Origin of the sequence: Streptococcus sanguinis, from assembly GCF_900475275.1 — a bacterium.
Classification (GTDB): Bacteria; Bacillota; Bacilli; order Lactobacillales; family Streptococcaceae; genus Streptococcus; species Streptococcus sanguinis_N.
On the sequence record NZ_LS483364.1, the window covers coordinates 875,880 to 900,015 of the forward strand.

Annotated in this window: 23 protein-coding genes; 22 read left to right on the forward strand and 1 reads right to left on the reverse strand. The window is 42.4% G+C overall.

Features of this window, described 5'->3' with window-relative positions:
* Window positions 1-89 precede the first annotated feature (89 nt).
* Window positions 90-2,282, reverse strand: coding sequence for an LTA synthase family protein (locus tag DQM55_RS04570; protein WP_111675609.1), 2,193 nt, complete (start codon window positions 2,280-2,282; stop codon window positions 90-92).
* Window positions 2,283-2,532: 250 nt separating this feature from the next.
* Between DQM55_RS04570 and DQM55_RS04575 the strand changes: the two genes are divergently transcribed.
* The 22 genes from DQM55_RS04575 (at window position 2,533) to DQM55_RS04685 (ending at window position 24,128) form a co-directional block, all read left to right on the forward strand.
* Window positions 2,533-3,696 carry a class I SAM-dependent rRNA methyltransferase gene (locus DQM55_RS04575; RefSeq protein WP_111675610.1) on the forward strand — a complete coding sequence of 388 codons (1,164 nt, stop codon included), beginning with the start codon at window positions 2,533-2,535 and terminating at the stop codon, window positions 3,694-3,696.
* Window positions 3,693-4,370: a type I 3-dehydroquinate dehydratase gene (gene aroD, locus DQM55_RS04580; protein ID WP_002906180.1), complete on the forward strand. Its 678-nt coding sequence runs from the start codon at window positions 3,693-3,695 to the stop codon at window positions 4,368-4,370. The genes DQM55_RS04575 and aroD overlap by 4 nt, the downstream gene beginning before the upstream one ends.
* A complete protein-coding gene (locus DQM55_RS04585; protein WP_111675611.1) occupies window positions 4,360-5,214 on the forward strand; it encodes a shikimate dehydrogenase in 855 nt (284 codons plus the stop codon). The genes aroD and DQM55_RS04585 overlap by 11 nt, the downstream gene beginning before the upstream one ends.
* 10 nt (window positions 5,215-5,224) lie before the next feature.
* Window positions 5,225-6,292: a 3-dehydroquinate synthase gene (gene aroB / locus DQM55_RS04590; protein WP_111675612.1), complete on the forward strand. Its 1,068-nt coding sequence runs from the start codon at window positions 5,225-5,227 to the stop codon at window positions 6,290-6,292.
* A gap of 91 nt (window positions 6,293-6,383) precedes the next feature.
* Window positions 6,384-7,550, forward strand: a complete 1,167-nt coding sequence (gene aroC, locus DQM55_RS04595; RefSeq protein ID WP_111675613.1) for a chorismate synthase — start codon at window positions 6,384-6,386, stop codon at window positions 7,548-7,550.
* Window positions 7,551-7,565: 15 nt separating this feature from the next.
* Window positions 7,566-8,672: a prephenate dehydrogenase gene (locus DQM55_RS04600; RefSeq protein ID WP_111675614.1), complete on the forward strand. Its 1,107-nt coding sequence runs from the start codon at window positions 7,566-7,568 to the stop codon at window positions 8,670-8,672.
* A gap of 18 nt (window positions 8,673-8,690) precedes the next feature.
* Window positions 8,691-9,029 carry a YlbF/YmcA family competence regulator gene (locus DQM55_RS04605; RefSeq protein ID WP_111675615.1) on the forward strand — a complete coding sequence of 113 codons (339 nt, stop codon included), beginning with the start codon at window positions 8,691-8,693 and terminating at the stop codon, window positions 9,027-9,029.
* Between the two features lie 132 nt (window positions 9,030-9,161).
* Entirely contained in the window at window positions 9,162-10,445 is a 1,284-nt protein-coding gene (aroA, locus tag DQM55_RS04615; protein ID WP_111675617.1) for a 3-phosphoshikimate 1-carboxyvinyltransferase, read from the forward strand.
* Window positions 10,438-10,914 carry a shikimate kinase gene (locus DQM55_RS04620; RefSeq protein ID WP_111675618.1) on the forward strand — a complete coding sequence of 159 codons (477 nt, stop codon included), beginning with the start codon at window positions 10,438-10,440 and terminating at the stop codon, window positions 10,912-10,914. The genes aroA and DQM55_RS04620 overlap by 8 nt, the downstream gene beginning before the upstream one ends.
* A complete protein-coding gene (gene pheA / locus DQM55_RS04625; protein WP_060975893.1) occupies window positions 10,911-11,744 on the forward strand; it encodes a prephenate dehydratase in 834 nt (277 codons plus the stop codon). Before DQM55_RS04620 ends, pheA begins: the two co-directional genes overlap by 4 nt.
* An 18-nt stretch (window positions 11,745-11,762) precedes the next feature.
* The gene (locus DQM55_RS04630; protein ID WP_111675619.1) at window positions 11,763-13,112 is read left to right on the forward strand and encodes an LCP family protein; all 1,350 of its coding nucleotides are present in this window, start codon (window positions 11,763-11,765) and stop codon (window positions 13,110-13,112) included.
* 84 nt (window positions 13,113-13,196) lie between these two features.
* The gene (rlmD, locus tag DQM55_RS04635; RefSeq protein ID WP_111675620.1) at window positions 13,197-14,567 is read left to right on the forward strand and encodes a 23S rRNA (uracil(1939)-C(5))-methyltransferase RlmD; all 1,371 of its coding nucleotides are present in this window, start codon (window positions 13,197-13,199) and stop codon (window positions 14,565-14,567) included.
* 199 nt (window positions 14,568-14,766) lie between these two features.
* A complete protein-coding gene (locus DQM55_RS04640) occupies window positions 14,767-15,666 on the forward strand; it encodes an ABC transporter ATP-binding protein (protein WP_111675621.1) in 900 nt (299 codons plus the stop codon).
* Window positions 15,656-16,396 carry an ABC transporter permease gene (locus DQM55_RS04645; RefSeq protein WP_111675622.1) on the forward strand — a complete coding sequence of 247 codons (741 nt, stop codon included), beginning with the start codon at window positions 15,656-15,658 and terminating at the stop codon, window positions 16,394-16,396. Before DQM55_RS04640 ends, DQM55_RS04645 begins: the two co-directional genes overlap by 11 nt.
* Complete coding sequence (locus DQM55_RS11810; RefSeq protein ID WP_111675623.1) at window positions 16,389-16,970, forward strand: ABC transporter permease; 582 nt, start codon at window positions 16,389-16,391, stop codon at window positions 16,968-16,970. Before DQM55_RS04645 ends, DQM55_RS11810 begins: the two co-directional genes overlap by 8 nt.
* A 171-nt stretch (window positions 16,971-17,141) precedes the next feature.
* A complete protein-coding gene (gene gggC, locus DQM55_RS04655; protein ID WP_111675624.1) occupies window positions 17,142-18,788 on the forward strand; it encodes a streptosactin export ABC transporter GggC in 1,647 nt (548 codons plus the stop codon).
* A 47-nt stretch (window positions 18,789-18,835) separates the two neighbouring features.
* The gene (locus tag DQM55_RS04660; protein WP_111675625.1) at window positions 18,836-19,714 is read left to right on the forward strand and encodes an aminoglycoside phosphotransferase family protein; all 879 of its coding nucleotides are present in this window, start codon (window positions 18,836-18,838) and stop codon (window positions 19,712-19,714) included.
* A 233-nt stretch (window positions 19,715-19,947) separates the two neighbouring features.
* Complete coding sequence (locus DQM55_RS04665; protein WP_172454718.1) at window positions 19,948-21,705, forward strand: glycoside hydrolase family 13 protein; 1,758 nt, start codon at window positions 19,948-19,950, stop codon at window positions 21,703-21,705.
* An 86-nt stretch (window positions 21,706-21,791) separates the two neighbouring features.
* A complete protein-coding gene (locus tag DQM55_RS04670; RefSeq protein WP_111675627.1) occupies window positions 21,792-22,289 on the forward strand; it encodes a hypothetical protein in 498 nt (165 codons plus the stop codon).
* A 59-nt stretch (window positions 22,290-22,348) separates the two neighbouring features.
* Complete coding sequence (locus DQM55_RS04675) at window positions 22,349-22,891, forward strand: ClbS/DfsB family four-helix bundle protein (RefSeq protein WP_111675628.1); 543 nt, start codon at window positions 22,349-22,351, stop codon at window positions 22,889-22,891.
* Between the two features lie 33 nt (window positions 22,892-22,924).
* On the forward strand, window positions 22,925-23,770 hold the full coding sequence (locus DQM55_RS04680; RefSeq protein WP_111675629.1) for a DUF4300 family protein: 846 nt from the start codon (window positions 22,925-22,927) through the stop codon (window positions 23,768-23,770).
* A 46-nt stretch (window positions 23,771-23,816) separates the two neighbouring features.
* Complete coding sequence (locus DQM55_RS04685) at window positions 23,817-24,128, forward strand: hypothetical protein (protein WP_111675630.1); 312 nt, start codon at window positions 23,817-23,819, stop codon at window positions 24,126-24,128.
* Window positions 24,129-24,136: the final 8 nt, after the last annotated feature.

The window sequence follows — 24,136 nt, forward strand, 5'->3', positions numbered from 1 at the left end:
GCTCCATCATTCCTACAGTGGTGTTACCCACTGCAGAAATTATAGAGCCTGAAGAGCCTTAAGTCCATTGGACTTAAGGCTCTTGCTATCTATGGATTGGCTGTGGAGCTAGAGCTGGAAGAGCTCGAGTCTTCTTGACTACTATCTTCGTCGCTGCTAGTTTGGAACTGCTCTGGATGCAGTGCCCGGTAGCTTGGCGAATTAAAGAGGTCCACAGTGGAGACATTGCCTCGTTTAGAGTAAAGGCTGGTCGATTGGTCGCCTTTTTCTTTTTCAATAGCCAACAAGGCCTTCATTGAATTAAGATAAGAGTAATCTTTAGGGTTGACCTTGCCTAAGTCATTTCCCTTGTAGAAGCGAATCAAGTCACCCGTTTGAATAGCGTCACTAATCTTCAGTTGGGTATTGGCAGCATTACGAATTTCATCCAGTTCTTTCTTGATGGTTTCGTCTGGATTGGTAATTTCCTCACCGGTCTGGGTGTAGTAGGTTCGTCCGTTGAAGCTAGTGTATTTTGGAGTGACAAAGTTATTGCTGGATCGGAATGCTGTGATTTGCTGATGCTGAGATGACAGCAGGTCTTGTCCAACTTGAAGGTAGTTCTTAGAGTCAATGCCCAGTAAATGCTCCAATGTTGGCAGCATATCTACTTGACCACCGTATGTATCTATTATCTTTCCTTTGTTTATGCCAGGCACCACTACCATGTAAGGCACGCGCTGCATCATGGCATTGTCATAATTAGACCAAGTCTCAGAGGTCTTTCCTACAAGAGGGGCCAAGTTAGGATTACGGGTTTGGGAAATTCCAAAATGGTCTCCATAGAGAACGATAATAGAGTTGTCATAGAGGCCGGATTCTTTGAGATAGTCAAACAAGGCCTTGACAGAAGAATCTAGATAGTTGGCAGTAGCAAAGTAGCCGTTGATGGTTTCATCCTTGGTCTTAGCCAGCGGGAAGCCAATCTCGTCACCAATCAAGCTAGTCGTGTAAGGATAGTGATTGGAAACCGTGATATACTTGGCATAGAAAGGCTGCTGCAGGTGTTCCAGATATTTGATGGAATCTTTCAGCATAATCTTGTCGTTCAAACCGTACTGGAAAGAGTTGGTGTCATCCTGCTTGGTAAAGTAAGACGCGTCGAAGAAATAGTTATAACCCCATTGCTTATAAGCAGTATTACGGTTCCAGAAGCTTCCTGTATTTCCGTGGAAAACAGCAGAAGTATAGCCGCCGTTTTTGGAAAGAATAAAAGGTGCAGCTTGCTGGGTATTGGTACCACCGTAGTTGACCATGAAGGACCCTTGATTGAGACCGAAGAGACCAGTTTCAATCATGGTTTCAGCATCAGAAGTCTTACCAGCCTTGACCTGGTTGAAGACATTAGAGAAAGCCAGAGTCGAATTGGAGTGGTAGAGGGAATTAAGGAAAGGTGTCACCTCGTACTCTTTCCCATCTGCCTGCAGCTTATAGTCAATCAGGAACTGCTGGAAGCTTTCCAGATGGACATAGATAACATTGCGGCCTTTGGCAATCCCGTAATATTCTGGATTAGGCTCCGCATAGTGGGATTGAATATATTCTGTTACTGGTTCCAAGTCTTTTTCAGAAGCTTTGGAACGCTCACGATTAGCGGTATATGTCTGGTTGGCACTGTAACCTAGAAAGGCTGGCAAGCCCAGAGCCCGAACGACATAATAGTTTGAAAATCCACGTGACAAGAGCTCAGGCCGGTCAATTTCAGCCAAGAATAAGTTGGCAGAGAATAGCATGGCGGACAGTGATGTCACAGCAAAGCTGGCGCGTTTATTGAAAGGGCGGTCATCCATACGGATGTATTTCTTAAAGAATAAGAAGGCCAAAATCGGGAAATCAATCAGATAAAGAATATCCCAAGGGCGGAAGAGCTCAAGTGCTGCTTCCCCAAGACCAGCTGAAACGCTGCTAGAAGCCAGCATAGTATTGACTGTAACAAAGTCACTGAACTCGCGGTAGTAAATGGAATTAGATACCAGCCAAGCAAAGAGGAGCAGATAGATTCCGAAGGCTAGGCTGTAGAATAATTTGGTTCGTTTTACATAAAGTGCCAGTCCCAGCAGCAAGAGGCTGATAGGGAAAGGGTTGATAATAGCTAAAAATACTTGATAGGCACCTTGGATATCAAGGTTAAAATCAATCGTGTAGGCCCACATGGTTTTTATCCAATAGAGGACCAGTAAAATCAAGACAAAACCTAGTCTCGTACTCATGAAATTGAGTAAATTCTTGGTTATTTTTTTCACAAAAAGTTACTTCCTTGTCTTATTTCCTAAAAATTTTCTCCTCTAAGTATAACATAATTTCTCCAGTTAAGGAAAATTTGAGCCGCATTTGAGATATTTTAAATCGGCGAAATTGTAATATTTCTATAAAAGCCTTATCCTCTCTATGGAGAGGTTTATAGTCGTTTTGCACTTGTTTGTGAAATCTTTTATTAACTCAAATGTAAAATATGTTTTGAGAATTTTCACAATCTTTGGTATAATATAATTTATGAATAAACTTACTGTTACTCAACAGGCAGAAGAAAAACTGAGAAAGGGCATTCTTTTATTAGATAAAAAGGATTTTGGTGCTCTTTCGCTTCAGAATCAATGTGTGGAGCTACAAAACCGTCAGGGAAAGTTTTTAGGTACAGCTTATCTCTCTCCGCAGAATAAGGGAGTTGGCTGGCTGATTTCCCAGAAGAAGGTAGAGCTGAACTCGGATTTTTTTCAAACTCTCTTTGAGCAGGCTAAGAGCAGACGTTCTACTTATTTCCATTCGTCTGACACGACAGCCTTTCGACTCTTTAATCAAGAAGGGGATGGCTTTGGTGGCTTCACAGTGGATTTCTACAATGATTTTGCGCTTTTTTCTTGGTACAATGACTTTGTCTTTGCTATCAAGGAGCGGATTCTGATAGCCTTCGCTAAGATTTTCCCAGAGATTCAGGGAGCTTATGAAAAGATTCGTTTCAAGGGTTTGAACTACGAATCGGCTCATCTCTATGGAGCGGAAGCACCGGAAACCTTCACAGTCTTGGAGAACGGTGTTCGCTATCAAGTTTTTCTGAATGACGGTCTCATGACCGGTATCTTTCTGGATCAGCACGATGTGCGTGCTAGTCTGGTAGATGGTCTGGCTGCTGGTAAAAGTTTACTCAATATGTTTTCCTATACAGCTGCTTTTTCAGTTGCAGCAGCCATGGGCGGTGCCAGTCAGACAATATCAGTTGATTTGGCCAAGCGAAGCCGTGAGCTGTCGGAAGCTCATTTTCTGGCCAATGGTCTGACACTGGATCAGCATCGCTTTCAGGTGATGGATGTCTTTGATTATTTCAAGTACGCTAAGCGTCACGATCTAAGCTTTGATGTCATTGTGATAGATCCGCCTAGCTTTGCTAGAAATAAAAAGCGAACATTCTCAGTTGCTAAAGATTATCATCGTTTGGTTGCACAAGCTTTGGAAATCCTGAATCCTCAGGGAATCATGATTTTAAGTACCAATGCAGCTAATCTTTCCAAAAGTAAGTTTAAACAAGAAATTGAAAAAGGCCTTGCCGGCAGAAAGCACCGCTATCTTGCGGAGTATGGCTTGCCAGCAGACTTTGCCTATAATAAAAAAGACGGGAGCAGTAATTACCTCAAGGTATTTACAATAAAGGTGGACCAATGAAATTAGTCGTTTCTGTAATGCCCAAGAGTTTAGAAGAAGCTCAAGAAATTGATGTATCACGCTATGAAGATGCGGATATTATTGAATGGCGGGCAGATTTTCTGGCCAAAGATGACATTTTAAATGTTGCGCCAGCTATTTTTGAAAAATTTGCCGGACGTGAATTGATTTTCACCTTGCGGACCCGTCAGGAAGGCGGAGAAATCGAACTATCCGATGATGAATACGTAGCTCTCATCAAGGAAGTAGCCGGTTTTTACCAGCCGGATTATATCGACTTTGAATATTTCTCTCACAAGGGGAAATTTGAAGAAATGCTAGAGTTTCCTAATCTGGTGCTGAGCTACCATAACTTCGAGGAAACGCCTGAAAATATGATGGAAATCCTGTCTGAGCTGACTTCTCTGACCCCTAAGGTGGTCAAGGTTTCTGTCATGGCTCATAATGAGCAGGATGTGCTGGACTTGATGAACTATACTCGCGGTTTCAAGACTTTAAATCCTGAGCAGGATTTTGTCACCATTTCCATGGGAAAAGTTGGCAAGATTTCACGCATTGCGGCTGATTTGACAGGTTCCAGCTGGTCTTTTGCCAGTCAGGATATGGCGTCAGCACCCGGTCAGATTTCTCTGAGCAATATGAAGAAAATCCAGGAGATTTTGAATGAAAATTAATGGCCACACCCGCATGGCTGCTGTGGTTGCCAAGCCAATTAAGCATAGTATTTCTCCTCTTATTCACAATATGGCTTTTGAAAAGACTGGTGTCAATGGTGTCTATCTAGCTTGGGAAGTAGAGGCAAAGGATCTGCAGGCCAGTATAGAAAATATCCGCAGATATGATATGTTTGGTGTCAATCTTTCCATGCCCTATAAGCAGGAAGTGATACCTTATCTGGACGAGCTGGATGTCAGTGCCCGCCTTATCGGAGCGGTCAATACCGTTGTGAATAAAAATGGAATTTTAGTTGGTTATAACACAGATGGCAAGGGATTTTTTAAGAGCTTGCCTTCTTTTGCTATTCGGGGCAAAAAAATGATGATTTTGGGAGCAGGTGGAGCAGCGACAGCGATTATTGCTCAAGCAGCTTTGGACAATGCAGAGGAAATTTTTGTCTTTACTCGGCAAGCTTCCTATGAGAAGACTGTCAGAAAGATGGCAGCTATCAGCCACCAAACCAAGAGTCGTATCCAGGTACTAACTTTGGAAGATGCGGATAGTTTGCAGGATAAAATCAATCAATCAGACCTTCTGGTAAATGGAACTAGTCTAGGCATGGATGGTATCAGCATGCCCCTGCCTGAACAGCTTGAGCTGCCCAGCCAGATTTTAGTTGCAGATGTTATCTACCAACCTTTCGAAACGCCCTTTCTCAAATGGGCCAGAAATCAAAATGTCACAGCAATCAATGGACTTGGTATGCTGCTCTATCAGGGAGCAGAAGCCTTTGAGCTTTGGACCGGCAAGACCATGCCCAGTCAGGAAATTTGGCAGTGTTTAGAAGAATTGTATAAATAAGGAGGCGCTTATGAAACTGAATGTGAATCTCCCGCATCATCCCTATGATATTCTCATCGAAAAGGGGTCTTTATCTCAGGCTGGAAGTTGGCTGAGTCAGCTTTGGGAGCCTCAGAAGGTAGTTATCGTCACGGACAATCGAGTGGCTAGACTCTATGCGGAAAAGGTCAAGCTGAGCTTGGAAGCGGCTGGGTTTGAGGCCTTTGTCTTTGACTTTTTGGAGGGTGAAGCCAGCAAGAACTTAAAGACGGTCAACAAAGTCTATGAGTTTTTGGTCAAGGTTGGTCTGACCCGCAGTGATGGTATCGTAGCCTTGGGAGGAGGCGTTGTTGGTGATTTGGCAGGTTTTGCCGCTTCGACCTACATGCGGGGTGTGCATTTCGTGCAGATTCCGACCAGTCTGACTGCTCAAGTGGACTCCTCTATTGGTGGTAAGACAGGTGTCAATACGCCTTGGGCCAAGAATATGGTCGGAACTTTTACCCAGCCTGACGGAGTTCTGATTGACCCTGAAGTCTTGCATACTTTGGGTCAGCGGGAACTAATCGAAGGCATGGGCGAGGTGGTCAAGTACGGCTTGATTGAGGATAAGGAACTCTGGGATGAGCTGTCAGAAATGGATGGCAGTCCTGAGTCGATTTTGGAGCATGCTGAAAGCATCATCTACCATTCCTGCGATGTCAAGCGTAAGATTGTGGTCGAGGACGAGCTGGATAATGGCGTCCGCCTCTATCTGAATTTCGGTCATACTATTGGGCACTCTATCGAAGCGACAGCAGGCTATGGAAAAGTCATGCACGGTGAAGCAGTGGCGATTGGCATGGTACAGGTTTCCCGCGTCGCTGAAAAGAAAGGCCTCATGCCAGCTGGAATTACAGAAGACATCGTCCGTATGTGTCAGAAGTTTGGCTTGCCGGTGGATTATCAGCCTTGGAATGAGAATGCTCTCTATCAGGCCTTGACTCATGATAAGAAGGCTAGAGGCAACTCTATCAAGCTAGTACTGGTGCCTGAGTTGGGTTCGGCTAGTATTCACCAGATTCCGCTGGAAGAGATGAAAGAATTTCTGAAGAAATAAGTGCCAGATGGAGTTTAAGACGATTGGACAGTTTGGATGAAAAAATAGACAGAATGTCCAGTTTTTTCCATCTCAGAATAGGAGAAAATGTATGAGATATTTAACAGCAGGTGAATCGCACGGACCACGTCTGACAGCTATTATTGAGGGAGTGCCGGCTGGTCTTCCTCTGACCGCTGATTATATCAATGCTGAGCTCAAGCGACGCCAGGGTGGGTATGGTCGTGGTGCCCGCATGAAGATTGAGAGCGACCAAGTCGAGATTACGTCTGGGGTTCGTCATGGCTTGACCATGGGCGGCCCGATTACTCTCAATGTCACGAATCTGGATCATCAGAAGTGGCTGGAGATTATGAGCGCAGCAGATGTGGATGAAAAGAAAAAAGGGCTGCGCAAGATTACCAAACCACGCCCTGGCCATGCGGACTTGGTTGGTGGTATGAAATACCGCTTTGACGATTTGCGAAATTCCCTTGAGCGCTCTTCTGCGCGTGAAACGACTATGCGTGTGGCAGTCGGAGCAGTAGCCAAGCGTTTGCTGGAAGAAATCGGTGTAGAGGTAGCCAGCCATATCGTAACCTTTGGTGGTATTGATATTGATGTGCCGAACAATCTGACTGTAGGAGAAATCAAGGAAAGAGCTGCCCAGTCAGAGGTTTCCATTGTCAATCCCGATCGCGAAGAAGAAATCAAGGCCTACATTGACCAGATTAAGAAAGACGGGGATACCATCGGTGGTGTCATTGAGACTGTCGTTGGTGGTGTGCCGGTTGGTCTGGGCTCCTATGTCCAATGGGACAAGAAGCTGGATGCTAAGATTGCTCAGGGAGTCGTGTCCATCAATGCTTTCAAGGGAGTTGAGTTTGGTGTGGGCTTTGAAGCAGGTCGTCTCAAGGGCAGTCAAGTAATGGATGAAATCCTCTGGTCTGAGGAAGATGGCTTCACTCGCAGGACTAATAATCTAGGCGGCTTTGAGGGCGGTATGACCAATGGTCAGCCAATCGTGGTGCGAGGTGTTATGAAGCCCATTCCAACCCTTTATAAGCCACTGATGAGTGTGGATATTGAGACCCACGAGCCTTATAAGGCGACAGTGGAGCGGAGCGATCCTACGGCTCTGCCAGCGGCGGGTGTTGTCATGGAAAGCGTGGTGGCGACAGTTTTAGCCACCGAAGTTCTGGAGAAGTTCTCTTCAGACAATCTGGAAGAACTAAAGGATGCGGTAGCCCGCCATCGGGAATTTGTCAAGAACTTTTAGAAGAAAGGAGTGGGCATGGAGAGAAAAATAGTCTATATCGTAGGTCTGGGACTGATTGGAGCTTCTTTGGCTCTGGGCATCAGGCGAGCTCATCCTAAGATAGAGATTCTCGGCTATAACAGAAGTGAAGAATCAAGACAGGTTTCCCTAGAGCGAGGAATGGTAGACCGCGTAACGGATGATTTTGCTGCCTTTGCTCCATTGGCTGATGTGATTATTCTGGCTGTGCCCATCAAGCAGACCATAGCATTTATCAAGGAGCTAGCAGATCTGGAACTGAAGGAAAATGTTATCATCTCAGATGCTGGATCGACTAAGGCTGAGATTGTGGCAGCAGCAGAAAAGTACCTGAAGAATAAGCCCTTCCGCTTTGTCGGAGCTCATCCTATGGCAGGAAGTCACAAGACCGGAGCCAAGGCTGCCCATGTCACCCTCTTTGAAAATGCCTATTATATCTTCACGCCCTCTAGCCTGACCAAGCCTGGTACTCTTGAGGAAATGAAAGACTTGCTAAGTGGTCTTCATGCCCGCTTTATCCAGGTGGACGCAGCCGAGCACGACCGAGTGACCAGTCAAATCAGTCATTTTCCGCATATCCTAGCCTCCAGCCTGATGGAGCAAGCGGCAGCTTATAGCCAAGAGCATGAGCTGACCCAGTCTTTTGCAGCCGGTGGTTTTCGAGATATGACGCGGATTGCGGAGAGTGAGCCTGGTATGTGGACCTCTATTCTCTTGACCAATCCTCAAGCTATCTTGGAGCGGCTGGAAGATTTTAAAGACCAGTTAGACAAGGTTGCCGCAGCGATTGAGGCTAAGGACGAGACAGCTATCTGGGAATTTTTCGACCGAGGACGGCAGAGTCGCAAGCAGATGGAAATTCATAAACGGGCTGGTGTGGATAGCTTTTATGACCTTTTTATTGAGGTGCCCGACGAAGAAGATGCGATTTTGGGTATTTTGGAGCTCCTGCGGGGAATTTCAGTCGTCAACATTCGTATCAACGAGGAAAACCGAGAAGATATCAATGGTATTCTGCAAATCACCTTTAAAAATCACCAAGATTTGGAAAAATCTGCTAAAATAGTAAGAGAAAATACGGATTACCTAGTGTCCGTAGACTAATATAGATTGGAGAACTCTATGTCAAATATTTATGATTTAGCCAATGAACTAAGCAGAAATCTGCGTGATCTGCCTGAGTATAAGGCAGTTGTAGAAAGCAAGAAAGCAGTGGATGCTGATAGCGAAGCGAAGGCTATTTTTGCGGACTATCTAGCTTTCCAGCAGGAGTTGCAACAGCTGGCTCAGACTGGTCAGGTACCGACTCAGGAGGTACAGGACAAGATGACTTCCTTTGGTGAGAAGATTCAGGGCAATGCTGTTCTTTCTGAATTTTTCAATAAGCAGCAGCAACTGTCCATCTATCTGGCGGACATTGAGCGTATTATCTTTGATCCGGTGCAGGATTTGCTTAAGTAAGCTAATAAAAAAGAGGAATCTGGGCTGAATACCCGGATTCTTTTTGCTTTAGCCTGGATTCCAGAAATTTTAAGAATTTCTGGTCTTTTTATGATAAAATAAGAAGCAACAAAGGAAAGTACGAGGTCACCTATGAAATTATCAACCAATGTAAAAGGCCTGAAGGGCCGTATCCGCGTACCGGGAGATAAGTCTATCAGTCACCGTTCCATTATTTTTGGCAGTTTGGCTAAAGGGATCACTACTGTTCGCGACATTTTGCGAGGAGAAGATGTGCTGTCTACCATGCAGGTTTTTCGTGACTTAGGCGTGCAGATTGAGGACGATGGAAATCTAGTCAAGATACATGGCGTAGGATTTGAAGGTTTGCAAGCACCGAAAAATAAGCTGGATATGGGCAATTCTGGAACGTCTATCCGTTTGATTTCTGGTGTTTTGGCTGGTCAGGATTTCGAAGTGGAGATGTTTGGTGACGACAGTCTATCCAAGCGGCCTATGGATCGGGTGACCATCTCTCTGCGGCAGATGGGAGTAGAGATTGCTGGTCGGACTGAGCGTGATTTACCACCGCTCAAGATGAAGGGCAGCAGGGAACTGCAGCCTATTCACTATCAGCAGCCAGTCGCTTCTGCTCAGGTTAAGTCGGCCTTGATTTTTGCTGCCCTGCAGGCTCAGGGAGAGTCAGTTATTGTAGAGAAGGAAATCACCCGTAATCATACAGAAGATATGATTGCCCAGTTTGGCGGGCAGATTGAGGTTGAAGGCAAGGAAATTCGCATTCAGGGTGGTCAGGAATTTACTGCTCAGGAAGTGACAGTCCCAGGCGACATTTCCAGTGCGGCTTTCTGGCTGGTGGCTGGATTGATTGTACCGGACTCTAAGATTGTCTTAGAGAATGTCGGCATCAATGAAACTCGTACAGGTATTCTAGATGTGATAGAGGCTATGGGCGGACGGATGACGCTGTCAGATGTCGATCCAGTATCCAAGTCTGCTACCATCACCGTTGAGACTTCTGAGCTTAAGGGAACGGAGATTGGCGGCGAGATTATCCCGCGCTTGATTGATGAGTTGCCGATTATTGCGCTTCTGGCGACTCAGGCTCAGGGACGGACTGTCATTCGTGATGCAGAGGAGCTCAAGGTCAAGGAAACCGATCGGATCCAGGTAGTGGCAGACGCTCTCAATAGTATGGGCGCAGCTATTACCCCGACGGAAGACGGCATGATTATCGAAGGGAAAACACCTCTACACGGCGCACAGATCAACACCTTTGGTGACCATCGCATCGGGATGATGACGGCGATTGCTGCTTTATTGGCTCAAAGTGGTCAGGTTGAACTTGAGCGGTCTGAAGCCATTAAAACCAGCTATCCAAGCTTCTTCAGTGACTTGGAGGGCTTGATGCATGGCTAAGATATTACTGGGCTTTATGGGAGCCGGGAAATCCACAGTGGCCAAAGGCTTAGCTCAAAACTTTGTCGATATGGATGAACTGCTCTGCCAGCGGCTGGGCATGTCAATCAAGGACTATTTTGATCAGCATGGTGAAGCAGCCTTTCGGACTGCAGAAGCCCAGCTCTTGGCTGAGTTGATCGATACGGACTTGGTCGTCTCAACTGGCGGCGGTGTAGTCGTCAGCCCTGAAAATCGCAAATTACTGACTCAGAATGCTGATAATATCTACCTGAAAGCAGATTTTGAAACGCTTTATCAGAGAATTCAGCAGGATGCTGAGCAGGAGCGACCCTTGTTCTTAAACCAGAGCAAGTCAGACTTGAAGCAGATTTTTGAACAGCGTCAGGCCTGGTACGAGGAAGTAGCGACCCAGATTGTCGATACGAGGCTCAAAAGCCCCCAGGAAATTATTGAGGAAATTCAATGAAAATAGCATTTTTAGGTCCTAGAGGCTCCTTTTCTCACCATGTAGCCCAAGCTGCCTTTCCCAGCGAGGACTTGGTGCCCTATCAGAATATCACCGAGGTCATGAAGGCTTATGAGGCTAGAGAAGTGGATTACTCGGTCGTTCCGGTGGAAAATTCCATTGAGGGCAGTGTCCACGAGACCTTGGACTATCTCTTTCATCAAGCAGACATTCAGGCAGTGGCAGAAATCGTTCAGCCCATTAAGCAGCAGCTCTTGGTGACGGATTTGGAGAAGCCAATCGAGAAGATATTTTCTCATCCGCAGGCTATTGCCCAAGGAAAGAAATATATCCGCCAGCATTATCCGCAGGCTGCCATTGAGGTGACGGCTAGTACGGCCTATGCAGCTCGTTTTGTGGCAGAGCATCCTGAAAAGAATTTTGCGGCTATTGCCCCGCGCACGGCTGCAGCAGAATACGGGCTTAAAGTAGCAGCCAGCGACATTCAGGAAATGGAAGAAAATTATACCCGCTTCTGGATTCTAGGCCATGAGGTGCCTGAGCTTGAACTGGCTAAGACGGGAGACAAGCAGACACTGGCTTTGACCCTGCCGGATAATTTGCCTGGTGCCCTTTATAAGGCTTTGTCGACCTTTGCTTGGCGTGGGATTGACCTGACCAAGATTGAGAGTCGGCCTCTAAAAACGGCTCTGGGAGAGTATTTCTTCATTATTGACATTGACAACGAGCAGAAAAAATTGGCGGATTTTGCCTATCAAGAGTTGACAAGTCTTGGAATTACTTATAAAATTTTTGGTAGCTACAGTGTGTTTCTGATTCAGGACAAGTAGCAGTAGATTGGAGAAGAGATGAAGAAACCAGAAAATCTTAGCCATCATGAACAGCTCCGCTTAGATTATCTCTATAAAAATTATTATTATCTAAACGATAAAGAAAAGAAAGAATTTGACTATCTGCGTCAGAAGTCCAAGGGAATTGGCAGTTCAGCCAGTGCGCCGAACCATGAAGAGCAGCCGCATACAGTTAGTGACGCCTACGAACAAGAGCCTGTGGAAATGGATTCTTCTGGCATCTTGCCCAAGTACCCTGAGCGTTCTTCTCGCAGCAGAAAGCAAAAGAAGGCGCCGGAAGCTCTGGCAGGAGCTGGTCTAGGACAAGACAAGCCCAAGAAGCCCCGCAAAAAAATCCGCTTGAAACGAATTCTGCTTTGGGCAGGGATTTTCCTGCTGATGGTCTTGGGGGGCATGATTTTCATGTTTATCAAAGGCTTGACGACAGCTCATACTGGCAATTCTAAACCAGCAGAAACGGAATTTTTTGACGGCAAGGATACTAAGGACGGAGTGAATATCCTCATTCTCGGAACAGATGGCCGGGTTGGTGACGACTCGACTGAGACGCGGACTGACTCTATTATGGTCTTGAATGTTGGTAATAAGGACCACAAGGTGAAATTGGTCAGCTTTATGCGTGATACACTTATTCACATTGACGGCGTCAGCAATGAGTACACGGATCCGTCGCAGGCAGATTACTATGACCAAAAGCTCAATTCTGCCTATACGATTGGGGAGCAAAACCACAACCGCGGTGCAGACTATGTCCGCCAGATGCTCAAAGATAATTTTGATTTGGACATTAAATATTATGCACTGGTGGATTTCCAGACCTTTGCGACAGCTATTGACACCCTTTTCCCAAATGGCGTCAGCATGAATGCCCAGTTCTCAACGATTGATGGGGAGAAAGTGACAGAAGTTGAAGTGCCAGATGACCTGAATATGAAAGACGGTGTGGTACCCAACCAAACAATCAAGGTTGGTCAGCAGCAGATGGACGGTCGAACCTTGCTCAACTATGCTCGCTTCCGTAAGGATGATGAGGGCGACTTTGGCCGTACCCGCCGCCAGCAGGAAGTTTTGACAGCTGTTTTCCAGCAGGTCAAGGATCCGACTAAGCTCTTTACTGGGTCAGAGGCTCTTGGTAAGGTCTTTGCCTTGACTTCGACCAATGTGCCTTACAGCTTCCTTTTGACCAATGGTCTCTCTATGGCAGGAGATTCCCGCAATGGGGTTGAGCGCCTGACGATTCCGGAAAATGGCGACTGGGTGGATACCTATGACATGTACGGTGGCCAAGGACTCTTGATTGACTTTGAAGCCTATAAAGAAAGACTGCAGCAAATGGGTCTCAGATAAGATATATGATATAATGAAAGGTAGGACGATGTCCTGCCTTTTCTTTTGGGAAATGGCAGAGCGATAAAGCAGAAAGAGAAAAATATGTTAAAAAAGAATGATATGATTGAAGTTGAAATCGTGGATCTGAGCCATGAGGGAGCTGGAATTGCCAAGGCAGAAGGCCTGGTTTTCTTTGTGGAAAATGCCTTACCGGGTGAACTCATCCGCATGCGTGTGCTCAAAGTCAACAAAAAAATCGGCTTTGGCAAGGTGGAGGAATTTCTTCGTACTTCAGACCAGCGCAATGAAAATCTTGATATGGCTTATCTTCGTACGGGGATTGCCGACTTGGGGCATCTGAACTATTCAGCCCAGCTGGACTTCAAACGTAAGCAGGTCAAGGACAGTCTCTATAAGATTGCTGGTTTGTCTGATGTTGAAGTGCCGCCGACACTTGGTATGGAGCAGCCGCGGCGCTACCGCAATAAGGCTCAAGTGCCTGTCCGCCGTGTCAATGGTCAGCTGGAAACAGGATTTTTCCGCAAAAATTCCCATGACCTCCTGCCGATTGAAGATTTTTATATTCAGGATCCAGTCATTGACCAAGTTATCCTCTTTACACGTGATTTGCTCCGTCGTTTTGACCTCAAACCTTACGATGAGCAAGAAAAGACTGGACTCATTCGCAATCTAGTTGTTCGCCGTGGCCATTATTCAGGGGAAATTATGGTAATTCTGGTCACAACCCGACCTAAAATTTTCCGAGTAGAGCAGCTGATGGAGCGCTTGACAGAGGCTTTTCCAGCTATCAAGTCCATTATGCAGAATATCAACGACCAGCCCGGCAATGCGATTTTCGGAAAAGACTGGCGAACGCTTTATGGTCAAGACTACATTACCGACCAGATGCTGGGAAATAACTTCCAAATCTCTGGACCAGCTTTCTATCAAGTCAATACCGAGATGGCAGAAAAGCTTTATCAGACAGCCATTGACTTTTCCGAGCTGACCTCTGATGATGTGGTGCTTGATGCCTACTCTGGCATCGGGACTATCGGTCTATCAGTTGCCAAGCAGGTCAAGCAGGTCTATGGTGTGGAAGTGATTCCAGAAGCTGTCGAAAATAGCCGAAAGAATGCGGCAATCAACGGAATTGCCAACGCCAGCTATGTCTGCGCCCCTGCTGAAGAAGCCATTCAAAACTGGCTTAAAGAGGGTATCCAAGCGGATGTCATCCTAGTCGATCCACCACGAAAAGGACTGACGGAGAGCTTCATCAAAGCCAGCGTCAGCATGGAGCCCAAGAAAATCACTTATATCTCCTGCAATGTCGCAACCATGGCGCGTGATATCAAACTCTATCAAGAGCTGGGTTATGAACTGAAGAAAGTACAGCCGGTGGACTTATTTCCTCAAACGCATCATGTCGAGGCGGTATCACTGCTTGTACGAGCTGAGGTATCAGCGAAGTAGAAGTAGATGCTCCGCCCATGGGATAGGACTCGTAGAATGAGGAGGGGAACCGACGAAATGATACGGTAAGTCCGAACCGCTGAGTGTGTAGCTTTGCTGGTGAAAACGTAGGAACATTTTAGAGAAAGTAATTCAAAAATCCTTGTTTGTAAATTTTTGACAGTGTAAGTATTAGTAATCGAAATAGGTTAATGCGAGTATGAATGAAATTATTATAAGCAATCTAAAGAAAAATTTTCGTGGTAAAGTTGTATTGGACATTCCTAGCTTTGGATCGCATTCAGGAGAGATTGTTTCTATAGTGGGCACCAATGGTGCGGGTAAATCAACTTTCATAAAAATTATCTCTGGCTTAATGTTACAAGATGCAGGTGATGTATTTGTTTTTGGCAGTAAGAATACTTCGAAAGATATTCATAACAATGTTAAGCTCGTACTAGAAAGCGGTAGAGGCTACTATGAATATCTGACGGCAAATCAAAATATTGATTACTTTTTACATCTGAATAAAATTTCGCGTGGTCAGGTTAAGGATGAATTGGAGGATTTATTTAATAAACTAGCTTTCCATCCCTATGTTGATGTCTTGGTGTCCGAATTGTCACAAGGAACGAGACAAAAATTGTCTTTGATTATTGCATTACTTTGTAAGCCAAAAGTATTGTGTTTAGATGAGCCAACCAATGGTCTGGATGTCATTGCCAAAAAGCAGTTTGCGAAATTGTTACTAACTCTCAGCCAAGAAAAAGGAACCATTGTTCTCATGACGACTCATGATATCTATTTTGCAAAAGAAATATCAACAAGAATTTGTATCATGCGTAGCGGGAGAATAATACAGCAAGGTAGTTTCTCAGAAATCTTTGGGAAAAATACTAGGTGGGTTAAATATAGAATTGGTATTTCAAACTCTGATAAAGATGCTTTTGAGAGACTGTTTCCTGATTTATCTTATCAAGTAGAAAATAAAAGATTGATTGTTGAAGTGAAAGATAGTCAGGTAAAAAATAATATCTTTAATAATTTTGAGATGATATTTTTTGAAGAAGTTGAAGAAAGCATAGAAGAAATATTGTATGAGGTTATCAATGATGATTAAAGAAATAAGAAGGGAGTTAAAGAGACAGCTGCAGGAGATGATGCTGTTTAAATTTAATTTATTTTTTTCAAATTTTGGAATTTTGATAATGGTTTCAGCTTATCTTCAATATTTTAAAAATACACAAAGTAAATTTTTATTGTTATGTTTATTATTTACTTGGTATTTTACGAGTCATAGTATTACGCATCCAACTTTTTTTATTGAGGATGACCTTTATGATAGAACTTTGATTAGTGTAATCCAGAGTAGTAAGAGTGTTTTTCATGTATTAATGTTTAAAATTATGGTTCAGATATTGGTGGATCTAGTTAAAGCTATACCTATATTCATCGTTTTATCCACGTTAAATGATATTGATTTTCCGGATAGTATCTTAAAGTTAGTTGCAAGCTTCGCTGCATGTATGCTAACTATTATTAGCATATATGGTTTGGGTTTTTGCCTATCAAGTCTCTGCTTCATTTTTAATCGTACTTCTAGCATTACATCGTTAATTTCTTATTTCATGCTGTATTTTACTGGTATACTAACACCGCTAGGTGGTTTATTTGGCTTTATAGGAAAGCTTTTCCCTTACTATGCCTTGAGGAGTTTTATTATTTCTCCGTCCTATCAGAGTGTTTTTTTAATTATAGTTTATTGTGCAGTATATTGGTCAGTTGGAACTTTCCTATTTTTCACTTTATTGAACATTGCTAAAAAAAGGGGGAGCCTTTTCCATGTTTAGTGAATTAAGAAGATATTTTAATTATAGAGTTCGATACACGTTTGATAGTATTTGCGAAGTGATTTATTCGATGATTTTTATTACAGGAATCATTATTATTTTCAATAGTGATAAACCGATAAACCTACTCTATTTTTTTATTTATTATTCTATAACTAATGTGATATTGATTGCTAATGAGGAGTTGGAATTTGAAATTCGCACTAATCAATATATAAATATCAAAACAACTAGACGGACACCAATGATGATTTATATTGCTAGATCAACAACTTATTTTATTTGGTCGACACTCATTTTTTTGATTTCAATCGTTCTATCGCATCTGTTTTTTAATGGAAAATTTTTTATGCCCTCATTACATTTAGTGGATTTGATTTTGATGTCAATACTTAATTATGCTGTATTTTTTGTCTTATATACCATGGCAATTAAGTTAACAGAACGCTTTAAACGAGTATCCGTCCTATTGAATTTATTTAATACCATAATGTTATTTTATTCTGGACTAGTATTTCCTGCTCCCTTTGTTAGCTATGCAGATGTGTTGGATATATTTTTGAATAAAAAATAAAAGTAAATTGATATGTTTAGAACTAGTTATTTAAGTCTTTTTCGAAAGATTATAAAATAGCAGCCCTACGTTTAATGCTTTCATTCAAATATTCAAGCTCCTATTTTATCCCTGTCTAGAGAAAAAAACGACCATCTAAGTTGGTAAATAACTTCAGGAGGTTTATACGCTATGCTTAGATCTTATGTAACTAAAAAGTATTTATTCTTCTATTTTGTGGCAATTATGATTACTTGGCTGGAGGCTGTTATTACACCAGCTTTGATTCAGTATATTGTCTCTAGTTTTACCAATCACCAGTTGCATTTGCTGTGGCAGGTCTTGATTTGGGGGATTGTGGGGAATTTGATTCTCTTGCTAGGTTTGGCGGGGAAACGCTATTACTATGCACGAGTGCTGACGGACTTCAAGTTGGGGATTAAGCAGGCTATCTTTCAGACTTTCTTATATAGCCGTCGGATAGCGGATGAAGAGGTTTTGTCCAATCTGGAAAATGATGTGAAACAGCTAGAAGATAACTATATTGAGCCGACTGTCATTATCATTTCTTCTTTGGGATTTACAACCGTCTCCATCTGCTATGCTCTCTGGACAAATTTTTATCTAGGCTTGCTCTTTATCATTTTTTATTCGATACCGGTTCTTTGTAGTGGAATTGGCTCTAAACACTTGGATACGATTACTAAGCAGAAGTCCCTAGCTAACCAAGGCTACGTCTCTCAAGTGACCAATATGATTGCGGGTGCTCGTTCCATACGGCATTATCGGGGACAAAGCTTGTTTTACAAACTGTTTTCTAAAGATTTACACAAGGCTTTAGAGCAAGAAGTCGCCTATGAAAAGCAACGGACGCTAAACAGTCTCTTTATCAATGGGATTGATGCCTTTTGCTCGGTCGCGCCGATTGTGATTGGTGGTTTCATGACCTATTATAATTACCTATCTGCAGCCAGCTTTGTTGGGATTTACTTAGTATCGCATAATATCGGCTACCAATTTCAGGAGCTATCTTACTTTATCAATACTAGAAAATCAGCCAAGTCTCTCTGTAATAAGTATCAAAAATTGCTGGGAGAGGAGTTGACGCTGCCTTCTGTTCTTGAAAGTTCCGTCTTTCCTATCCAGCTGGAGCAAGTCGGCGTAGAGCGTGATGGTCAAGAAATACTAGCCCCTTGCGACCTTACTATTGAGGAAGGGGAAAAGATTGCCATTATCGGAGAAAGCGGGTCTGGGAAAACGACCTTACTGAACCTCATCTATGGTGAAATCATGCCTAGTCAAGGTCGAATTCGCTACCATGGACAAGAGCTAAACTCGGATGAACTCTATCAGGCAGGAGCCTACATTCTCCAGTCAAGTCATATCTTTGATGGATTGACACTAGAAGAAAATATCGCTTTGGGACAAGAACTTGATTCCAGAAGGATGGAAGAGATTCTGCAGCAAACCGGTTTGAAAGCTCTCCAAGGCAAAACACCCAGCAATCAAACTCTGTCAGGCGGTGAGAAGCAGCGGCTAGAAATTGCCCGTGCTCTCTATCACAATCGCCAATTTATCCTGGCTGATGAGGTCAAGGCCAATCTGGATCTTAAAAACCAAGAGAAAATCAATCAACTTCTCTTCTCTCTCCCACAAGCACTCGTAGAAGTGATTCATCACTATAGCGAAGAGGACTTGAAGCGCTATGATAAGGTGATAAAATTGGATAGATTTGAAAATATTAGTACAAAAATGTCAAACGAAGATTATGTTGAAGAACTTGATGAACGACTGAATAATTTTAAAAGCTTAAAAAATAAAGCGATTTTCTTGAATTAGAGTTTGAACTATATAGTAATCTTGTAAAGTTAATCGAGGAGTTATTGATGGAGTTTATTAGTAAGATAGCCATAAGTAAAGGCTGGTCAGATGATAAAAAATATTGTGTTACAGACCAGAACCAGCAAAAATATTTATTGCGTGTTTCTGATAAAGAGAAGTTAGATTCTAAGAAAATTGAATTTGATATGATGGAGAAAGTTGCATCTCTTGGAGTTCGTATGTGTAAACCGATTAAATTTGAATTCTGCGGTGACGAAGTACATTCTATACACGAGTGGATAGACGGAAGAGATGCAATAGATACAATTTTAACTTATTCAGAAAAACAACAATACACTTACGGGATAGAAGCAGGAAGGATACTTAGAAAGATTCATACAATTCCTGCTACAGAAGTATGTGAAGACTGGGAAATCTTTTTTAATCGAAAAATTGACGATAAAATCTCCAAATACAAAGAATGTCCCGTCCAATATGAAAGTGGTCAAATCTTTATTGATTTTTTGAATGAAAACCGTGAACTGCTAAAGAACAGACCCCAAGTTTTCCAACATGGAGATTATCATATTGGGAATTTCATGATTGGAGAAGATTTTGAGATTTATGTGATTGACTTTGATCGTTTTGATGTTGGAGATCCTTGGGAGGAGTTCAATCGTATCGTGTGGTCAGCTCAAGTATCTCCCTCTTTTGCATCAGGTATGATAGATGGATATTTTGATGACAAGGTTCCAGATTTATTTTGGAAACTTCTTGCCGTTTACATTCTAAGTAATCTAGTTGGTGCTCTTCCATGGGCTGTTCCTTATGGAGAAGAGGAAATATCAGTAATGCAAAATCAAGCTAAGGAAATTTTAGAATGGTATGATGATATGAACCGATTAGTCCCAAGTTGGTATATGAACAAGAATAATACTGAATAAGCGTTGGAATATCAATTTGGAAAAAGAATAGAAGTAAATAAAATCTCAAGATAGAAAACTACTAAAAGCCTTGTCCTCAAGGCTTTTTAATATTGCCCACTATACCTTTTATTTCCCAACTTGAACAATAGCTTGCAATCATTTTTTTAAAATAGTATACTAGGGCTAAGCTATGGAATCGTTTGCATAAAGTTGCGATGAATTTAAAAAGAGAAATCTAGGAGATGAAAAGTATGGAATTAACAGCCATTTATCATAGACCGGAGTCGGAGTATGCCTATCTTTATAAAGAAGGTCAAGTGCATATCAGAATTAGGACTAAGAAAGAGGATGTAGAGAAAATCGTTTTGCACTATGGCGATCCCTTTATTTTTCTTGAGGATTCTTATGAAGATGTGAAAGAGATGGTCAAAGTGACCTCTGATGCCTTATTTGATCATTGGCAAGTGGCTGTCTCTGTGCGCTTTGCTAGGCTACAGTATCTTTTTGAGCTTAAGGATAAAGAAGGTCAAAGCATCTTGTATGGAGATAAAGGTTTCGCTGACAATAGTCCAGAAAACCTTGCTTTAGAGGGCAATGGTTTTAAACTCCCTTATATTCACGAAATCGATGGCTGCCAGGTTCCTGACTGGGTTTCAAAAACGGTCTGGTATCAGATTTTCCCAGAACGATTTGCCAATGGAAATGCTGAACTTTCACCAGAAGGAGCTCTAGATTGGGATTCGTCAATCACACCTAAAAGTAGTGATTTCTTTGGTGGGGATTTACAAGGGATTATTGACCATCTGGATTATTTGCAAGACTTAGGGATTACAGGGCTTTACCTCTGTCCCATCTTTGAATCGCCAAGTAATCATAAGTACAATACGACGGATTACTTTGAAATTGATCGACACTTTGGGGACAAGGAAACCTTCCGTCAACTGGTGGAGCAAGCTCATCAGCGTGGCATGAAGGTTATGCTGGATGCGGTTTTCAATCATATGGGCGATCAATCCGCTCAATGGCAGGATGTTCTCAAGCATGGTGAAAAGTCAGCTTACAAAGACTGGTTCCACATTCAGGAGTTCCCAGTGACAAATGACAAACTTGAGAATCCCAAAGAACTCCCTTATCATACCTTTGCCTTTGCCACCTATATGCCTAAGTTAAACACGGCAAATCCTGAGGTGAAAGACTATCTCTTAAGCGTTGCGACCTATTGGATTGAACATTTTGATATTGATGCTTGGCGACTGGATGTGGCTAATGAGGTCGATCACCAATTTTGGCGTGATTTTCGGAAGGCAGTTTTGGCCAAAAAGCCTGACCTTTATATTCTTGGAGAAGTTTGGCATACCTCTCAGCCTTGGTTAAATGGAGATGAGTTTCACGCGGTCATGAACTATCCTCTATCCGATAGTATCAAGGACTACTTTTTGAGCAGGAGCAAGAAGACCAGTCAATTTATAGCTGAGATTAACTGCCAGTCCATGTATTACAAGCAGCAGATTTCTGAGGTTATGTTTAATCTCTTGGACTCGCACGATACGGAGCGCATTTTGGCGACAGCTCAAGGTGATATCCAGCTTGTCAAATCCGCACTCGCCTTTCTCTTTTTACAAAGAGGGACGCCTTGTATCTATTATGGGACCGAGCTAGAATTGGGTGGAGGTATGGATCCGGATTGTAGACGGGTCATGCCTTGGGACCGGGTTTCCAATGACAATGATATGCTCAATTTTATGAAGAACTTGATTCAGCTTCGTAAGGATGTTGCGGACATTATTCAGCATGGAAAATTTAGCTTAGAAGAAATCGCTCCTGATGTGCTGGCTTTAGAATTGCAACATGATCATCAAGTAATCCGAGCTGTTTTTAATCAGTCCAAAGAGAATTATCTCTTAGACAGAGATTCAGCTGATTTGGTGAGTCGATGCCAAACTGATGACGAGAAACTTGTCATCTTACCAAAGGGATTTGTAGTTTATTGTGATGAGTCTAAAAGGTAATGGAGTAGAAACAAAGGAACTCGGACAAACAAGGTCTTAAAAATTCCTTCTTTAAAAGTGTTAGAATTTTTTCATGGTGGTGTAAGATGAAATCAAAAGAACTTCTGAAGAAAAGGCTGATTAATTTAGCTAGCGGGGAATTGGTAGCTGTTTTAGTATTTTGGATGAATTTTTTCCTGCTTAAAAAGTGGATTCTCACTACTAAAGACTTCATTTCTATTTCCTTCTCTTTATTTCTGCTAACTTTTATCTTGATACAAGGTTCCATTTTTTGGTGGATTTTAATCAAGAGGATCTCCAATCCAGGATTTGCTGAAAAGTATACTGGAAAGATTTACAAGATATTGAAGAAATTGGATTTTATTTTACTAGCTACGGGAATTTTTGTGATATTATTGAATCACGGAGAATTTTCCATATTGTTCATTTCTTTAGGGATTTGGATGTTTGCTCTTATAGAGTGGGTAAATTACTATCTATTGCAATTGTCCTACAGCTTAAATCCTGCTGTTTTATGGAGATACTTTCGACATAGGAAATTGAAAAAGAGTAAAATTGCAAAGGAAATTGAGAAAATCCTATAAATGCTAAGTATTAGCAAAATGATTTCCAAGAGCTGAAAGTTGCAAAGGAGTGCAATCTTATGCCTAGACCGAAAACTAAAGAAGATTTGCTGTTAGCTGCTAAGGAAAACTATGAGAAACTACAAACTCTCATTTCCAATTTATCTGATCAAGAGTTAAATACGCCCTTTGATTTTTCTCGGGATGAAAAGAAGAAAGAGGCCCATTGGAGGCGAGATAAAAATGTAAGAGATGTTTTGATTCACCTCTATGAATGGCATCAGCTCTTGTTAGATTGGGTGCATTCCAATCAAAAGGGTCAAGAGCAGCCCTTTCTTCCTGCGCCCTATAACTGGAAGACTTATGGAGAGTTGAATCTGGAATTTTGGAAGAAGCATCAAAAGACTTCTCTAAAAGAGGCAACTGAGATCTTTCATCAGTCCCATCAAGATGTTTTGCACTTGGCAGACACATTTACAAACGAAGAATTATTTTCAAAAAATGTCTATAAATGGGTCGGAGGGACTGTACTGGGCTCCTATTTTGTAAGTGCAACTTCCAGCCATTATGACTGGGCCATGAAAAAGTTGAAGGCTCATCAGAAAAATTGTAAAGCAAAATAGTCTGTAGAAGACAAGAATTAGAGAGAAATAAGAATGAAGAAATACAGCAAAATAATCATGTCCTGCGCCTGCTTGGCTTTAGCTTTTGGGATGGCAGCATGTGCTAGTTCGCAGAAAAATAATCAAACAAGTCAAACTACATCGACTTATTCAAATCTAAATAGTAAAAAGAGTGTCGAAGAAGTCAAGAGTTTGTTGGCAGCCAACTTGGATAAAGACAGTGTCGAACACTTTGTCAATCTAGTCAATGACTACAATGGACTTGTTGGCTCTACTGGATTAAGGGGTGATTTCACTAAGTTTACCAAAACCGAGTATGATGTAGAAAAAATCAATCCTCTATGGCAGGCAAAGAAGGGCGATTTTATTGGGACAAATTGTCGGATTAATACCTATACTTTGCTGAAAAATAGCATCGATATCCCTCAAATTGAAAAAGATGACGAACTTTTGTTTATCGATAATGACGCGATTGACAAGGGCAAGCTCTTTGATGCAAAAGATAAGGAAGATTTTAATATCCTGTTTTCAAGAGTCAAGACTGAAGCGACTCAAGATGTAAAAGTCCATGCTAAGAAAATGGAGGAATATTTCAAACAGTTCAAGTTTAGCGAGAAGGCTCGAATGCTCTCTGTCATAGTTCACGACAATCTTGACGGCGATTCTCTCTTTGTCGGGCATGTCGGCGTCTTGGTTCCAGATAAAGACGGATATTTATTTATCGAAAAGCTGACATTTGAAGAGCCTTATCAGGCAATCAAATTTGCGACCAAGGAAGATGTCTACAAATACTTGCAGACCAAATATAAAGACTACACAGGAGAAGGACTGGCCAAACCTTTTATCATGGACAATGAGAAGTGGGTAGAGGGTAAATAATGTGCTTTAGTTAGCATTAAGAAAATAGAACTGGGAGATTAAGCGTATGGAATTAAAAGATTTTACAGAAAAGGAACAGGAGCAGATTAATCAAGGGCTCAGCACTGCAGAAATTTCCGATAAGGAAGCTGCCAAAAAGATTCTGGCACTTGTGCCCAAGGAATGGATTAAGAGGATTCCTTTCTTCGTGAGAGGGCATGCGACGACCAAGACGGTTGAGCGAGTTGCCAAGCAATGTCCTGAACTATACGCTGTTGCTAAGCAACAAGGCGAACTTCCCGACAAGGAAAGAGAAGAATTGCGCGTGATTATGACAAGCATTTTTGAAGAAAAGATGAATAAGCATAAAATCAAATGAACTCTTAC

Coding starts and splice junctions, on each gene's coding strand:
- rlmD (WP_111675620.1), top strand. CDS start 13,197: ATGTTAAAAAAGAATGATATGATTGAAGTTGAAATCGTGGATCTGAGC.
- DQM55_RS04575 (WP_111675610.1), top strand. CDS start 2,533: ATGAATAAACTTACTGTTACTCAACAGGCAGAAGAAAAACTGAGAAAG.
- DQM55_RS11810 (WP_111675623.1), top strand. CDS start 16,389: ATGTTTAGTGAATTAAGAAGATATTTTAATTATAGAGTTCGATACACG.
- aroC (WP_111675613.1), top strand. CDS start 6,384: ATGAGATATTTAACAGCAGGTGAATCGCACGGACCACGTCTGACAGCT.
- DQM55_RS04630 (WP_111675619.1), top strand. CDS start 11,763: ATGAAGAAACCAGAAAATCTTAGCCATCATGAACAGCTCCGCTTAGAT.
- aroB (WP_111675612.1), top strand. CDS start 5,225: ATGAAACTGAATGTGAATCTCCCGCATCATCCCTATGATATTCTCATC.
- DQM55_RS04685 (WP_111675630.1), top strand. CDS start 23,817: ATGGAATTAAAAGATTTTACAGAAAAGGAACAGGAGCAGATTAATCAA.
- DQM55_RS04665 (WP_172454718.1), top strand. CDS start 19,948: ATGGAATTAACAGCCATTTATCATAGACCGGAGTCGGAGTATGCCTAT.
- DQM55_RS04670 (WP_111675627.1), top strand. CDS start 21,792: ATGAAATCAAAAGAACTTCTGAAGAAAAGGCTGATTAATTTAGCTAGC.
- DQM55_RS04620 (WP_111675618.1), top strand. CDS start 10,438: ATGGCTAAGATATTACTGGGCTTTATGGGAGCCGGGAAATCCACAGTG.
- aroD (WP_002906180.1), top strand. CDS start 3,693: ATGAAATTAGTCGTTTCTGTAATGCCCAAGAGTTTAGAAGAAGCTCAA.
- DQM55_RS04675 (WP_111675628.1), top strand. CDS start 22,349: ATGCCTAGACCGAAAACTAAAGAAGATTTGCTGTTAGCTGCTAAGGAA.
- DQM55_RS04600 (WP_111675614.1), top strand. CDS start 7,566: ATGGAGAGAAAAATAGTCTATATCGTAGGTCTGGGACTGATTGGAGCT.
- DQM55_RS04660 (WP_111675625.1), top strand. CDS start 18,836: ATGGAGTTTATTAGTAAGATAGCCATAAGTAAAGGCTGGTCAGATGAT.
- DQM55_RS04640 (WP_111675621.1), top strand. CDS start 14,767: ATGAATGAAATTATTATAAGCAATCTAAAGAAAAATTTTCGTGGTAAA.
- DQM55_RS04585 (WP_111675611.1), top strand. CDS start 4,360: ATGAAAATTAATGGCCACACCCGCATGGCTGCTGTGGTTGCCAAGCCA.
- DQM55_RS04605 (WP_111675615.1), top strand. CDS start 8,691: ATGTCAAATATTTATGATTTAGCCAATGAACTAAGCAGAAATCTGCGT.
- pheA (WP_060975893.1), top strand. CDS start 10,911: ATGAAAATAGCATTTTTAGGTCCTAGAGGCTCCTTTTCTCACCATGTA.
- DQM55_RS04680 (WP_111675629.1), top strand. CDS start 22,925: ATGAAGAAATACAGCAAAATAATCATGTCCTGCGCCTGCTTGGCTTTA.
- aroA (WP_111675617.1), top strand. CDS start 9,162: ATGAAATTATCAACCAATGTAAAAGGCCTGAAGGGCCGTATCCGCGTA.
- DQM55_RS04645 (WP_111675622.1), top strand. CDS start 15,656: ATGATGATTAAAGAAATAAGAAGGGAGTTAAAGAGACAGCTGCAGGAG.
- gggC (WP_111675624.1), top strand. CDS start 17,142: ATGCTTAGATCTTATGTAACTAAAAAGTATTTATTCTTCTATTTTGTG.